Source organism: Paenibacillus jepli (genome assembly GCF_047238105.1).
GTDB lineage: Bacteria > Bacillota > Bacilli > Paenibacillales > Paenibacillaceae > Paenibacillus_D.
Window position 1 is genome coordinate 3,078,256 of the sequence record NZ_JBDFMD010000001.1, and the last position, 14,939, is coordinate 3,093,194.

General features: G+C 55.8%; 11 protein-coding genes and 1 pseudogene. 2 read left to right on the forward strand and 10 right to left on the reverse strand.

Features of this window, described 5'->3' with window-relative positions; translation table 11 throughout:
• Window positions 1-25: 25 nt before the first annotated feature.
• The 5 genes from ABC336_RS13565 to ABC336_RS13585 all read right to left on the reverse strand — a co-directional run bounded on the left by ABC336_RS13565 (window position 26) and on the right by ABC336_RS13585 (window position 5,895).
• Complete coding sequence (locus ABC336_RS13565) at window positions 26-1,018, reverse strand: Gfo/Idh/MocA family protein (protein ID WP_413239145.1); 993 nt, start codon at window positions 1,016-1,018, stop codon at window positions 26-28.
• A 74-nt stretch (window positions 1,019-1,092) separates the two neighbouring features.
• The gene (locus ABC336_RS13570; protein ID WP_413239146.1) at window positions 1,093-2,136 is read right to left on the reverse strand and encodes a Gfo/Idh/MocA family protein; all 1,044 of its coding nucleotides are present in this window, start codon (window positions 2,134-2,136) and stop codon (window positions 1,093-1,095) included.
• A gap of 86 nt (window positions 2,137-2,222) precedes the next feature.
• Complete coding sequence (locus tag ABC336_RS13575) at window positions 2,223-3,791, reverse strand: extracellular solute-binding protein (protein WP_413239147.1); 1,569 nt, start codon at window positions 3,789-3,791, stop codon at window positions 2,223-2,225.
• Between the two features lie 304 nt (window positions 3,792-4,095).
• On the reverse strand, window positions 4,096-4,950 hold the full coding sequence (locus ABC336_RS13580; protein ID WP_413239148.1) for a carbohydrate ABC transporter permease: 855 nt from the start codon (window positions 4,948-4,950) through the stop codon (window positions 4,096-4,098).
• Window positions 4,951-4,953: 3 nt separating this feature from the next.
• On the reverse strand, window positions 4,954-5,895 hold the full coding sequence (locus ABC336_RS13585; protein ID WP_413239149.1) for an ABC transporter permease: 942 nt from the start codon (window positions 5,893-5,895) through the stop codon (window positions 4,954-4,956).
• A gap of 735 nt (window positions 5,896-6,630) precedes the next feature.
• Here ABC336_RS13585 and ABC336_RS13590 point away from each other — a divergent pair.
• Window positions 6,631-7,821 (forward strand): IS256 family transposase, encoded by a 1,191-nt coding sequence (locus tag ABC336_RS13590; protein ID WP_413237562.1) that lies wholly within the window; start codon window positions 6,631-6,633, stop codon window positions 7,819-7,821.
• Window positions 7,822-8,678: 857 nt separating this feature from the next.
• Here the strand turns inward: ABC336_RS13590 and ABC336_RS13595 are convergent.
• Window positions 8,679-9,683: a LacI family DNA-binding transcriptional regulator gene (locus tag ABC336_RS13595; RefSeq protein ID WP_413239150.1), complete on the reverse strand. Its 1,005-nt coding sequence runs from the start codon at window positions 9,681-9,683 to the stop codon at window positions 8,679-8,681.
• A gap of 168 nt (window positions 9,684-9,851) precedes the next feature.
• On the opposite strand from ABC336_RS13595, the gene ABC336_RS13600 reads away from it, so the two are divergent.
• Window positions 9,852-10,682, forward strand: a complete 831-nt coding sequence (locus tag ABC336_RS13600; protein ID WP_413239151.1) for a helix-turn-helix domain-containing protein — start codon at window positions 9,852-9,854, stop codon at window positions 10,680-10,682.
• 175 nt (window positions 10,683-10,857) lie between these two features.
• Here ABC336_RS13600 and ABC336_RS13605 read toward each other — a convergent pair whose 3' ends face one another.
• From ABC336_RS13605 to ABC336_RS13620, 4 genes and pseudogenes are all read right to left on the reverse strand, one after another.
• Window positions 10,858-12,273, reverse strand: a complete 1,416-nt coding sequence (locus ABC336_RS13605; RefSeq protein WP_413239152.1) for a HEAT repeat domain-containing protein — start codon at window positions 12,271-12,273, stop codon at window positions 10,858-10,860.
• 136 nt (window positions 12,274-12,409) lie between these two features.
• Window positions 12,410-12,763 carry a helix-turn-helix domain-containing protein gene (locus ABC336_RS13610; protein ID WP_413239153.1) on the reverse strand — a complete coding sequence of 118 codons (354 nt, stop codon included), beginning with the start codon at window positions 12,761-12,763 and terminating at the stop codon, window positions 12,410-12,412.
• A 100-nt stretch (window positions 12,764-12,863) separates the two neighbouring features.
• A pseudogene (locus ABC336_RS13615) lies at window positions 12,864-13,151 on the reverse strand (response regulator); the annotation flags it as partial.
• A 3-nt stretch (window positions 13,152-13,154) separates the two neighbouring features.
• Window positions 13,155-14,930 (reverse strand): sensor histidine kinase, encoded by a 1,776-nt coding sequence (locus ABC336_RS13620; RefSeq protein WP_413239154.1) that lies wholly within the window; start codon window positions 14,928-14,930, stop codon window positions 13,155-13,157.
• Window positions 14,931-14,939 lie beyond the last annotated feature (9 nt).

Here is a 14,939-nt window from a genome sequence, read left to right on the forward strand (position 1 = left end):
GGTTCATGGCTGCGGATGGACTGGGCTAGCTCAGGCTCACTGTGCCTCCCGCCTCAAAGGAGCGGGCGGCAGCTTCGATCACGGCTGTAAGCTCCAAGAAATCGTCATGCGTGATCGCTGGCGGTGTACCCTCGTTGATCTGCGAGACCCACTGCTCCATCGCCGAGGGCAGCGGCGGCGGCAACGGCGGCGTCTGCCAGGAACCGTCTCCGAGCAGACTGCTGCGGATGCGCAGCGGCCGCCCCTTCTCGACGATCAGCGTCCCCTCTGTCCCGTGCAGCTCCAGCAGGAATGTCCCGCTGGCTGCGAGCGAGGCTTCGATGATGCCAAGAGCCCCGGACGCATACTCGGCGACGATGACGGCGCTGTCTTCGACCGCGTGACCCAACGAGTAGTCCATCCGGGCATAGAGATGCTTGACCTTCCCGGCGAGCCGGTTGGTCAAGTATACGGGATGCGCGCCCAGGTCGATCAAGGCGCCGCCGCCGCTCACGGCCGGATCAAAGAATGTCTCCGGCAGGATGCCGTACGGCTTGCCGTCCCTCGGCAGCGCGCCGTTGTGCGCCAGACGGCAACGCACCTGGACCAGTCGGCCCAGCAAGCCCTGATCGAGCGCGGCTTGGGCATACACGTAATAATCGTCCGTCAATCGCTTGAGCGAGAGCATCAGGTGCACGCCATGCTCCCGTACTTCCGCCAACACGGCTGCGCAGTCCTGCCGGGCAGGCGCCAGCACCTTCTCGCTGAAGATATGCTTGCCGCTTCGCGCGGCCTGCAACATGATGTCCTTGTGGCGTGTGGTAGGAGCGGCCACGATCACGCCATCGATGGCAGGATCCGCCAGCACCTCAGCCAACTCCGTCACGAAAGGCACGCCCATCTCCTTTGCCCACGCCCGGCCGCGCTCCAGCTCCTCGTCCCAGACGGCACGGATCTCCAGCCCCGGGTGGGCAGCGGCCTGCAAGGCATAATCATCGGCATGGACATGCCACCGGCTTAACATAGCTACACCTATCATACCACGCGTCTCCTCCTCATTCTAACCTTTCATGAAGTTCAAAAAGTCCGCTGTTCACCTTTTTGAACCCGAACTTATAGCCGCACCGCTTCGCCTGTATCTGCCGAGCGGTAGAGTGCATCCACGATCTGTTGCAGCAGGATGCCTTCGCGCGGGTTGCTGGCAGGCGCATCGCCGCCCAGGCAGCCGCGGACGAATGCGGCGATCTCCGCCTCCCGCGGCTTGCCTGCCCTTAGATAGACGGGAGTCACATCGACCAGCGTGTCATGCTTCTCCTGATAGACCCGGAGAGGAAACACGTCAGCCCCGCCCTGATCTCCCAGCAGCGACACTTGCATCTCCTTGTCCTGCTCCACATTGGCGGCAAACGCCGTCTCCAGCAGCAGACTGGCGCCGTTCTTGAAGGTGATCATGCCGACCGCCGTATCCTCGACGGAGAAATTCTCCCAGTCCCAGGCTCCGCCCAGACCAACGCCAGGACGGCTGCCCAGCTTCTGATACGTCCGTGCCAGTACCTGCTCCGGCTCAGGGTAGTCCATCAGATACAACGCCGCGTCCAGCATATGGACCCCGATATCGATCAGGGCGCCGCCGCCCTGCAGCTCTTTGTTGGTGAAGACGCCCCAGCTCGGGATGCCCCGCCGTCTGACTGCCGTAACCCGGGCCATGTAGATCTCGCCGAGCTCGCCGGCGCGGATGAACCGCTTCAGCGTCTCCACCTCAACCGAGTAGCGGTAGTGAAAGCCGTAGGTCAGCAGCCGCTGATGACGCTGCGCGGCCGCCGCCATCGCTTGCGCCTCCTCCGGCGTTATGCCCGGGGGCTTCTCGCACAGCACGTGGCAGCCGGCTTCCAGGGCCGCGATGGCCGCTGCCGCGTGGAACTTGTTGGGCGTGCAGATGCTGACGGCGTCGAGACCGCCTGCAGCCAGCATGTCCTCATAGTTGTCATAGACAGCCGGGATGCCGAATTTCTCACGGCAATACTCCGCATGCTGCCGCGCGACATCCGCTACGGCCACGAGCTCCACTTGATCCGCCAGCTTGAGATAACCGGGGATGTGCGCACCCCGGGCGATGCCGCCGGCACCGATGATGCCGACCTTCAAACGTTGGGTCATAATATTATCCTCCTGTACGCTTCTTGCGGAGAAGCAGAGCCAGGCGGACCGCCTGCTCTGCTTCCTGTAACGATTTATCCACTTGATTAGCCGTTATTGGCTTGGGCGAACGCCTCGGCATACTCGGCCGCGATTTTGTCGCCGCCCCGCGTGCGCCACAGCTCGACCTGGGCGCGCCACTGCTCCTCATTGATCTCGCCCATAACGAACTTCACATGCGCATCTTCCAGAATCGTCTCGATCTGAGCTCCGCTCTCCAGGAACGTTTCGGAGATGAGCGGCATCGTCGGATCCGAGATCATATATTCCTCATTCTCCAGCTCGACCTCCGCAGCCCGGATCTCCAGCTCCTCTTTGTCCCCTTCCATGGCCTTGACAGCTCCGGGCAGCGTGGACAGCGGGGCGGAGTACGGCGATCCGACCATCTCCCCGTAGTTGCCTTCCTCGATATATTTCGGCTTGCCGTCAACCATCTCATAATGCGTGCCTTCGATACCCCAAGTCAGCAGGTTCGCCCCTTCCTCACCGGCCAGCGTATCGAAGAAGCGCAGCGCCTTCAGCAGATCGTCCTCGGTCGGGAGCGACGAGATCGGGAACAGATAGAAGCCGTTGTGACCGCCTTCCGCGAATACGCGCTTGCCATGATCGCCTTCCAGCACGCTGAACATGCCGATCCTGCCATCCGGGTTATTCTGCTGGAGACCCTCCTGGATGACAATCGCCGAACCTGTCACGTCATTGCGCGCACCGGCTCGTCCCGTCTCGATGGCAGCTGTCCACTCCGGACGGTCCATGATGGCGAAGTCCCGGTTCAACAGGTTCTCATCATAGAGTCGCTTCTCGAACTTGAGCGCTTCCAGGAACTCGTCCGTCATCGCATCGCGGATGAACTCCCCGTCCCGTTCTTCCCATTGGTTCGGGGCGCCGAAGAACGGCGTGAAGTAGCGGCCGATTTGATTTTGCATCATCACCATGCCGTTCGTGTCGTCCTGGCCGTTGCCGTCGGGATCGTCATTCTTGAAGGCGACCAGCATGTTGTAGAATTCCTCGATCGTCTTAGGCTCTTCCAGACCGAGGTTCTCCGTCCAGTCGGCCCGGTAGTGGAATGCCCGGCGCGCCAGCGGACGGACGCGCGGCAGTCCATACGTCTTGCCGTCGTACATGATGTTCTCATAGATGGCAGGGTTAATCTCCATCAGATTCGGGAATTGATCCAGATAAGGACCGATCTCCCAGAACAGACCCGAGTTCACCGCATTGACGACATAAGGCAGCTTTTGGTGACGTCTTGGTATCGGTACCGCGCTTGGCAGATCCCCCGAAGCCAGCATGACCGGCAGCCGCTCTTCGAATGCCGAACCCGGCAGCTGTTCGATGCGCAGCGTCGTATTCGTCAATTCTTCGATGCGCCGATGCACCTCGTTGCCGGCCGGCGGGAATTCCACACCGTCAAAGTTATACATCAGATGCATTTCAAATGGTGCTTCGCTGCTTCCGTCGTTCCCGCCATTGCTGGCATTGCCGGCATTCGTACCATTCGTGCCATTCGTACCTGTTGCAGGTCCATCATTGCCTGAAGAACAACCTGTCACCAGCATCGCCAGCGCAATCGAACCTACCATGAACTGCTTCATCTTTCTCTGTCCCTTGTTCATTCGTACCCCTCGCTTTTCATGATTTTTGTCATGCTATTAAATGATGAGGCCCCCTACAAATAAGAGTTCAAAAAGTTTGGTTTTCAGCACCGAGAAGGTTGTAGGCAGGAGGAAATGAGGAGCGGTCCACGTTTTCGTAGAAAACGACTTCGGAAGCATGGCTACGTGAGCACCTGAGCGGAAGCTTACGAAGCCAGTTTCCTTCGGAAACTCTCATCCGACTGCGTTCAAGATTCGATGTCGAATCTGCTTCTCGAAATACTTCGTGATCAAAAGCGGACTTTTTGAACATCCTCTCGAGAGATCATCCTTTAACCGAGCCTATAAGTACCCCTTTAGCAAAATGCTTCTGCAAGAACGGATAGACGATCATAATCGGCAGCGTCGCGATCACAATGACCGCCATCTTGATCGATTTGGCGTAGGCCGGGACGGTCTCGATCTCCGTCGAGTCGCCGATCGAGCCCTGACTGAGGATGATGACCTGCCGCAGCAGCACCTGCACCGGATATTTGCTCGAATCCGTGATGTACAGAATCGCGCTGAAGTACTGGTTCCAGATCCCGACCGAATAGAACAGGCCGAATGCCGCCAGAGCCGGCAGCGAGAGCGGGAGGATGATCCGGAACAGGATGCCGACCTCGTGGCTGCCGTCGATCTTGGCCGCTTCCTTCAGCTCATCCGGGATCGCCTGGAAGAAGTTCTTCAGGATGATCAGATAAAATGCGCTGATCGCGCCCGGCAGCATCAGCGCCCACAGCGTGTTCATGATGCCCACCGACTTGACGACGAAGTAGGTCGGGATCATGCCGCCGCTGAATACCATCGTGAACAGCACGCCCAGCAGGATCAGCCGCCGCCCGGGCAGATGCTTGTACGAGAGCGAATAGCCCATCAGCACCGTCAGCAGCAGCTGGATGGCGGTGCCCAGCAGCGTGATGTAGATGGACACCATCAGGCTGCGGGTAAAGGTCGGCGCCGAGAAAATGTAGAGGTAAGCGTCCAGGTTGAATTCCCGCGGGAACAGTGTCGGCGTCAGCGAGAAGGAGGACGTCACCACATACAGAAACGGCAGGAAGGTGATCAGGGCGAAGGCGCCGAGAAAGACATAGTTGAATAGATCGAACAGGCGGCCGCCGATGCTTTTGTCTTTGACCATGGCTTAGTACACCCCTTCCTCACCGAATTTTTTGGCCAGCCAGTTGGCGGCCACGATCAATACCAGACCGACGGAGGATTTGAACAAGCCGACGGCGGCACTGTAGCTGAACTGCCCCTGCTGCATCCCGACCCGGTAGACATACGTATCGAACACCTCGCCGACCTCCCGGTTCAAGGCATTGACCATCAGGAAGATCTGCTCGAAGCCCAGATCGATGAAGTTGCCCAGGCGGAGGATGAGCAGGATGACGATGACACTGCGGATCGACGGCAGCGTCACATGCCACATCATCCGCATCCGGCTGGCGCCGTCGATGCGGGCCGCCTCATACAGGTGGGGACTGACGCCGGCCAGTGCAGCGAGGAAGATAATCGTCCCCCAGCCGGCATCCTTCCAGATCATCTGCATGATGATGAGCGGCCGGAACCACGACTCGCTCATCAGGAAGTTGATCTTCTCCAAGCCCAAGGCGGCGAGCAGCTCGTTGATCGTCCCGCCCTCCGTCGTCAGGAGCAGGTAACAGATGCCGACGACGACGACCCACGACAGGAAGTGCGGGATATAGATCAGCGTCTGGAACGTCCGCTTGAAGAGCTCCCGGCCGATCTCATTGAGCATCAGCGCCAGGATGATCGTGAGCGGGAAGAAGATGCCCAGGTCCATAAAGGCAATGTAGAGCGTGTTGCGGAACAGCATCCAGAACTCCGGCTCGTTGAAGAAGCGTTCGAAATGACGCAAGCCCACCCACTGGCTGCCGAGCAAGCCCTGATGGGGCTGATAGTTCTGGAAGGACATCAGCACGCCCCACATCGGCATGTACTTGAAGATGATGAAGTAGATGAGGCCCGGCGTCAGGAACAGATAGAGCCAGCGTTCCTTCCACATCCTGATTGCAAGCGGTTTCTTTTTTTCCGGAATGGCTGTCTGTATTGGCTGTGTCATTGCTACCCCTCGCTTAAATGGATTTATAGAGGTTATTCAAAGGCTTGATAGACAAAGTAAACGTATACAACTGAGAAATTTAGAGTAACCGCTTTCCTAAAAGGATAGAATAAACCGTGCTTGGAGTCAATACTTTGTTTACAATTCCTTAATATTTGTTTTGAAAGACTTGCAAAATCGTCAAATCAACACTCGACTTATGGGTTAATCGGTTACTTCTTAGAGGCAAGGTGAGTAGGCTTCCCCGCTCCTGAAGGACTGCCAACTTCGGCGCTTAAAGGGAATAAAAGAGGCTATCGATTGACTCAAGGTGAAACGGCGACGCCGTCCTCTGGCGGCGTCGCTAGTTTCATTCCGGAGAAATATAAGCCAAGTAGATGTGTAAAACATATACTTTCTTATATTTCAAGGTGAAACGGCTACGCCGTCCTCTGGCGGCGTCGCTAGTTTCATTCCGGAGATTGGTTCGACGCTGCAAGTAATTACAACGCTTGTAGCGTCGAACCTTTATAAGCTGATATATGTGTGAAACCTATAAACTCTTATAAATGAACAAAACCTGCTGACGCGGGTAGGCACTGCCGATACGGACACGGGTAGCGCCTATTTCGATCAAATCCCTACTCGGAGGGTGAAGTACAATAGTTTGTGTACCATGATTTGGAGTCTATCCAAAACATAAAAAAGTAGGGTATCCTCGGGATTGCTAAGATCACCAAGGAGGAACCCTACTCGATGAATACTATACCCGAAACCATGTACAGCAATCTACTTGAAAATTCTGTTACCCAGCTGCTGCAAGAGAAGCTGGAACTTCTCTTGCGAGAAGAAATTAAAAACCACCTGAGCGTCGAACAACCGCATGTACGCAATAGCCGGAACGGACACTACAAACGAAGCTTCCAGACCCAGCACGGAACAATTCGAGCCTTACGGGTTCCACGCGATCGAAAGGGTACGTTCCATACTCGTTTGTTTGAGCCGTACCAGCGGCGTGAGGGGTGGTTGGAGGAAACCATCATTCACATGTACAAAGGCGGCATGAGCACGCGGGAGGTCGCCAAGTTCATTGAGTCTATGTTCGGTACCCACTACTCGCCCACCACGATCAGCAACATCACGCAGACGGTCATGGAAGACATTGAGGCATGGCAGAATCGCCCTCTGGAGAAGCGGTACTCCGTCATCTATCTCGATGGACTTTACGTCAAACTCAAACGCAACTCGGTCAGCAGTGAAGCCGTGTACTTGGCCATGGGGATCGACGAGAGAGGCATTCGTGAAATTCTTGGTTTCTACGTCGGCGGTCACGAAAGCTCAAACGGCTGGCGTGAGGTCCTGAAAGACCTTCAGAAGCGTGGTGCGACCGAAGTGCTGCTCGGTGTGTTTGACGGCTTACCCGGCCTGGAGGAAGCCTTTCAGGAAATCTATCCGATGGCTGACGTCCAGCACTGTATCGTCCACAAAGTGCGGGCGACGTTCCCCAAAATCCGTGTCGCAGACAAAACCGAATTTCTCGCTGACCTCAAGCAAGTGTACTCGGCCATTGATGGCGATGTGGCACGCGCGGTCTTTGAAGGATTCAAGGAGAAGTGGCGCAAGCAATACCCAAAAGAGGTGAAGTCTTGGGAGGAACAGCTGTCAACACTTCTGACCTTTTACAAGTATCCCGCGCTCACCTGGCCTGCCATCTACACGACCAACCCGATTGAGCGAATGAACAAAGAACTCCGCAAACGCCTTAAGCCAATGAATAGCTTGACCAACATTGAAGCAGCCGAAAAGATTATTTACTTGCAGGCGACGGATTACAATGAAAAATGGTGCGGTAGAGCCATACGAGGCTTCGTTGATTCCGACACGAAAGCCGCGTTTGATACCATGTACCGTGAGCGGTATGCCAGAGGATCGAGCGACAAGCACTAGCCTCCCGCGCCTTCGCTTGGGCTACACTCGCCACCAGAACGACAACCTATATACCACCCATCGTCCCGATGGATAATCTTACTACACAAACTTCTTGACGCTACCACTCGGAGCAGGTCCTACGGACACACGATCCGTTATGTGCTGATTTTGAGCTCATAAAGCGGCTTTTTTAGACCGATAACGGATCCTCTGTCCGCAAGCAGCTATAAAAACACGCCCATGCCCGAAATAAGGGCTACGGTGTCCGCTCGTAAGAAAATGCAGTCAGGGAGCCACTTCGTGGCCCCCACAATTTTATACTTATCTGTTCAAGGTGAAACGGCTGTCGCCGTCCTTGGCGGCACAGCGCGTTTCATTCCGGAGAATTCTAAGCTGATATATGTGTGCAACATATAAATTCTTAGAATTGAACAAAACCTGCTAACGCAGATTGGCGAGGAGTGAGGACCCAATGCCGCAATCGGGTCAACCCCCGATAACTGATCGGACCAACCATTGGAACGGAGTAACATTTTACCCCTGGTTGTGGACCGCGGCATCCAATCCAGCTGGGAGCACAACTTATCCACAAGTGACGAAAATCATAATTTCCTAAACAAGTACAAAGGTCAGGCTGCCATCAAAACACGTCCTGGCGGTAAAGAAGAAGGCGCTCTAAGCACCAAAATGGGGCTTACAACCCCTCGTCGCACGCTGATTCGCCCTTGGTAAGGCCTGCACTCTCGCTAATGGAAGAAGATTTTTCAACAACCTGATAGGTGGAATTGTAGCGGATTTCCAGGCTAGGGATCAGCATAGACAGCAGACGGAACTCACAGGAATTAAGCGCTTTCATAAAACGAAAAAGAGACTCCTTAGTCCTCTCTGGGACTGGTGGAGCCTCGCTTGATCAACTCCGGCAGCAATACGACTCGTTGTTTAACAGCCCGTTCATCTTGAATCTCTTGTATGATTAGATCAACAACCTGATGGCCCATGGCCCGGATCGGCTGAGCAATTGTCGTCATCGGAGGGTCCGTAATGGTCGCAAGGATCGTGTTGTCAAATCCGACGATAGAGAGATCCTTGGGGACCTTCAGACCTGTTTCCTTGGCTGCCTGCATCACGCCAATCGCCAGTACATCGTTGCAGGCAAATATGGCCGTGGGCGAAGACTGGCTCAGCAGCTTGATCGCCGCGGCCTTGCCGCCCTCCACCGAGAAGTCGCTCACCGCGAGCAAAGCCTTCTCATAGGGCAAGCCCGCCTCTTCCAGCGCGAGCCGGTAGCCTCTGATGCGTTCCTTGCTGCTGGAGACGGTCAAGCTCTCAGCCACCAGGCCGATGCGGCGATGTCCGAGCTCGAGCAGGTAGGAAGCCGCGCTGTAGCCTCCAGCAAAATCATCTACCATCAGTGTGCTTGCGGACAGCACCGACATCTCCCGGGCGACGAGGGCGACCGGCACCTGCTGGTCGATGAGCTCCTTGAGCGCATCGTCATCGCGCACACCGGTGGCCACGATGATGCCATCGACGCTTTTTTGGCGCAGCAGCTGGATGTACCGGATCTCCTTGTCGATGTCATTATCCGTATTGCAGATGATCAGGTTGTAGCCGAGCTCATGGGCCCGGTCCTCTACATGCCGGGCCAGCTCGGCGAAGAAGGGATTGACCAGGTCGGGGATCAGCAGTCCCAGTGAAAATGTATTCTTACCCGCCAGCGCCGAAGCGACCATGCTGGGCTGGTAGTTCAGCTCCCGGCTGATCCGCACCACCTTCGACCGGGTCGCTTCGCTGATATTGCCGGTCCGGTTGAACACTTTGGATACCGTTGCCGTCGAGACGCCGGCAAGCTTGGCTATGTCATAGATCGTAGGCTTCATCCTGATTGTCCTCTTCCCGTTCACGGTCTCGGGCCGAGATGTCCCCGGCACGGTCAAGTAACCGCTTTATTGTATGGCTATTATAACACAGTCGCGCTCGCTTGCGTTATACTTGAAGGCATCGAGACCTGGCCCTGACCGGCCGGATTTGATGGGAGAGAACTGGCCATGACAGCCGCAGACAACAACTTTTGGCAGCATTATATCGGCAAGACTCAGATCGAGCTCTCGATCGCCGCTTATTCCAAAGTGGACGAGAGCTGGCAGGAACACGATTTTGTGCCGGATTTCAACAAGTTTTATTACATCCTCGAAGGCGAGGGCTACCTTAAGGTCGGTGAGCATATCTACTACCCCCGGCCCGGAGAGCTCTATCTGCTGCCTGCCGGCGAACTGCAGTCGTATGGCACGATAAGCGGCGATACCTTCGGCAAATACTGGTGCCATTTCAGAGCTATGGTCGGCGATCTGCCCCTGTTCCGCTTCCTCCGCGTGCCCGTCTGCATACGTCCGGAGCAGCATGAGGCAACAAGCGAACAATTTCGCCAGTTGATCCGGTATGCCAAAAGCGACGGGCTCACAGCCGGACTGCATGTCCGATCCGTGCTTCTCAGCCTGATCGCCGGATATGTCGAGCAAGCGGGACCTGTACGACTCAACCTGTCCGCCACCCCGTCCTATGACAAGATGAGCCAGGTGCTGCGTTACATCGACGCCCACCTGACGGATAATATGACGGTGGAAGAGCTGGCCCAGATTGCCCACTTCCACCCCAATTACTTCATCCGGGTATTCAAGCATTTTACAGGTCTCTCGCCGATCCAGTATATCAATCGGCAGCGGCTTGAGAAAGCCAAGGATCTGCTCACGCTCACAGAGTACTCGATCACTGCGGTCGCTGAAGCCTCCGGGATGGAGCCTGCTTATTTCTCCAGGATGTTCAAGGAGTATACCGGGTTCTCTCCGCGAGGTTACCGGGACTGGGTCATCGGTCAGTAAGAAACCCCCACAAAGTGCGGCTTCGCTTCGAAGCGTACTCATGTACTTTGCGGGGGGCCCCGGAAACCTATAAGGCTATAAAGCAAAAGGGCCCTCCTCGGGGCAATGTCATTAAGACAGGAAACTTGATGACATTGCTCCTCGGGGCCCTCTTGAATACCAAGTTTGAGCTTGATCAGGGATAAAACGCATTGTCCCTGGTTGTCGTCGGACACCAGCGCGAGTCCAGCAAGTATCGAATCAGCACATCCTTGGCCTGCTCGGTGTTGATATAGTGCAGTGCTTCCGCTGCATGAGCACGAACATAGCGGTTGTCATCCTCCAGCGCCACTGCCAGCTGCGGAACGGCCTCTGCAGCATCAGCCCCCATCCTGGCGATGGATAATCCGGCCGTGAAGCGCACCTGGGCCGCCTCATCGCCGAGACAACGGCTCAGCGCGGCCGTGCACACCGGTGCCGGCGAGCCGATCATTCCCAGCGCTTCCGCTGCCGTCTGACGCACCATCACCGAAGCATGTGCCAGCAAGCTGACGATCGCAGGGACGGCCTCCCTTGCCAAGCCGCGCAGTTCTCCCAGGGCAAACAACGCGTGGACCAGCGTTTCTTCCCGCTCCTGCACTAATAGCGCAGTCAGACCCGGAACAGCTTCAGACCCGGCTACAGACAGTCCATAGGCGGAGCTGCGCGAGACCTCCACCCGATCATGCTGCAATCCCGCGAGCAGTCTCTCAACCCCGGCCGTGCCGCAGCCTGCCAGGGCATATGCCGTATTAAGCGCTCTCGGCTCAAACCGGTCTTCGAGCTCATCCGTCCGCAGCAAGCCGTCTCTCTCAGGAGCCGCCACCGTGCCGGCTTGTGAACCGATACGCCCGAACAGCCACTCCCACGTCTCTTCCCACATCCGGTCGTGCCGGGCAACAGGCGCTTGCAGCTGAGCAGGCAGACGCCAATTCCGCTCCCGGTTATCCCAGGTCGGTCCTGCAGGCGCCGCAGTCCGCATGAATTCAAACTTCAGCATATACCGCTCCTGCCCCAGCAGATTGGCGGTCGACCGGTGCCAGATGTCATAATGGATCAGAGCAAAGGTGCCTGCTTTGCCGCTGGCCACTGCTTCTCCCGGATGATCATCTTCCGTAAAGGTGCGGCTCTCGTGATTATGCGTACCTGGCAGGATCCCCGTCGGACCGAGCTCTACCGGCGTGTCTTGGGGGAAGTACATGACCATTGCCCACCAAGGATGATGGTTGCGCATGCGCTCGTAGCCCCAATAGCTGTCTTTGTGCCACTTACCCGGCTTGTCGGAGGCGTTGCAATGTCCGTATCGGTGGGCATGCATCATATAACCCGGTCCCAAGACGCTCGTGAGCGCACCTGTGACGACAGGATGGTCGAACACACGCTGCAGATCACGGATCCGCGGCAGCAGGTTGTTGCCCGGATTGCCTTCACTCGCGTAGACCTCATCCAGCTGCTCCACCAGCCCGGCATGGAAAGCATCGCTAAAATCGGTACCCAGGATCAAATACCCGTCGACGATAAATTGCCTCATTTGTTCATCAGTCAGCAATACAGGCTGCTGTACATTCAACATCCCTATTCCTCCTCGGCTCTTCTATAACTTCGTTCCCACCACAGTATAGAAGGCAGGCCAGCCTCAGGCCATAGGGAAAGCTAATACGTATTTGCACAAAACTAAGGTGGCTATACCCGCGTTCGTTCATGTGCCTTTACTCCTTCTGCCCCCGGTACGTGCCCGGCGTCATCCCCGTCAGCTTTTTGAACACCTTCATGAAATGCTGCGGATTCTCATACCCGACCTGATTGCCGACGACTTGTACAGACAGGGAGGGATGCTGAACGAGAATCTCCTTGGCTTTCTCGACCCGGTACTCCTGCAGGTAGTGGATGAAGCTGACGCCTGTCTCTCTTTTAAACAACTGGCTGATATAATTCGGATGCAGTCCCGTAATATCGGCCATCGTCTCCAGTGACAGGTCCTGCTGGTATTGGCTTGCGATGCAACCGAGCATCTTGGACACATGACAGCTGTGACCTGCAGAAGGCGCATCCTCCGCGTTCACGCCCGCATCCCCTTCGTCGATAATGTCCTGGGCTATTCTTTAGAAGATCCAGCAGTTCGAGCTTGTTGATCGGCTTCAGCAGGTACTCGATCACTTGAATACGAATGGCTTGCTTGGCGTAGGCAAAATCATCGTGGCCCGTCAAAATAACGAACCGCTGGCACAGCTTTTGTTCCTTCACCGCCTCGATGAAAGCAAGGCCGTTCATCTCCGGCATATTGATATCCGTGATGATCAGATCCGGCCGGAAGCGCTCCATCATCGCAAGCGCCTCCTTGGCGTCCAGAGCGCTCTCAATATGCGTGAAGGGCGTTTTGCCTTCTCGTACGAGCTTTACTATACCGTGAAGGATAACCATCTCATCATCAACAATCAACAATTTCAACATCCTTCAGCATCCCTTTTTGCTCAGATATAGTCGAATAACCGTCCCCTCGCCCTCGCTGCTGGCAATGGAGAGCCGGGAACCGTCGCCATAGAACGCCTTGATCCGCTCGCTGACATTGTATAGACCATGGCCGCCGTCGCTTGACGCCAGTTGCCCGATGTCAACTTGCCCCTCCAAGACCTGCCGGATCGTCTCCAGTCTCTCCGGCGCCATACCGACGCCATTATCACTGATCGTGATCGTGACCACCTCTTCATCCTCGATGATCGCTAGCTCGATCCGGCCGCCTCTGGAAGCCGGGGAGATGCCGTGTACGATACTATTCTCTACAAGCGGCTGGAGGATAAAACGCGGACAGGGGACCCGCTTGGTCTCCTCCTGGATAAAGAGGTCGAACGACAGACGCGGACCAAGCCGGGTCTTGTGGATATTCAAATAATGGTCGACATTTTTCAGTTCATCTCCAAGCCTGGTATCCTCCCGTTCATGAGAGAGACTGTAACGCATCAGCTGGCCAAAGGAAAACGTAATCTCGGCGACTTCCTGATCATCGTTTTGCTCGGCCAGCATGCGAATCGTTTCCAGTGTATTGTACAGAAAATGCGGTTTGATCTGTGCCTGCAGCACCTTGTATGCCGCTTCTTTGCGCAACAGCTCCGAACGCTGTACCGTGTTCACCAACTCATCGATTCGTCCGAGCATGCGGTTGTAGGAGAACGTCAAATACCCGATCTCGTCCTGATCCTGCCGATGCTCCAGCATGCGGAAATTGTCTGCCCCTACTTTGCGCATGTGCCTGGCCAGCGTCAGGATCCGTCGGGTCACCGACGAGGCCACCCAATAATAGATCGCCGACAGCAGGAAAAGAAGCCCCGCGATCGTAAGAGCCATGACTACAATGCGGGATTGCATATTCCGAAACACCTCATTGGACTGGCTGACGACCATCACGCGCAAATCCAATTTGTCCACGATCAAGCTGTTTATGATCGTCCCTTTATTCTCCAGATGAACGTATCCTTCCGGCGAAGAGACGATTCGTGCCATGACGTCTTCCGTCAATTCGGGCAGCTCCGGCAAGTCAAGGATCCCCGCCCGCTCAGGCAGCAAATGGACCGAGGAGCGGCCTTCATTGCCTATCGCGGCTTCAAACCGCTGCAGCATCTCGTCATTGAGTTCAATGGCGAGCACCCCGATATGCTTGGTGAATTGATCCGCGTACATATTCTGATAATAAGTGAGGGAGACGTGACCGTCTTCAGAAGGCGTGGTGAACCAACCGCCCTGCCCGGGCTTGAGCTGCCCAATGTCCTGCCGCAGCTTCGGATCCAGGCTGGCCAACGGGATGATTTTTTGCGGGACTCTGAATACGGAGTCCTCTTTCTTGTAGATCTTGATATCCCCGATATTGGAATTGCCCGTATGGACGTAAGAAACGATGGGGCGAATATGGCGCAAGTAATTGTATGCATACTCGCCTTCGCTTTGGAAGTCGCCATTCAGGTACCGGACAAGATTGGAATTGTATTGGAACAGTCCGTAATTGGATTCGATCTGCAGCACATCCATCTGCAGGCTGGCATGCGCTTGCGTCAGCAGCTGTTGTTTGCCGAAGGCATACTCTTCCATCAGACTGCTGTTCAACTGATTGTAGTAATAAAGGCCAAACGCGATAACCGGGACAAAGATGATCACAAAATAGCCGATGGTCATCTTTTTGACTATACCGATGCTGTTGAACCGCGCCTTCTGCAGCAACTTGGCCGCCCATGCTTTCATCCTGTTCAC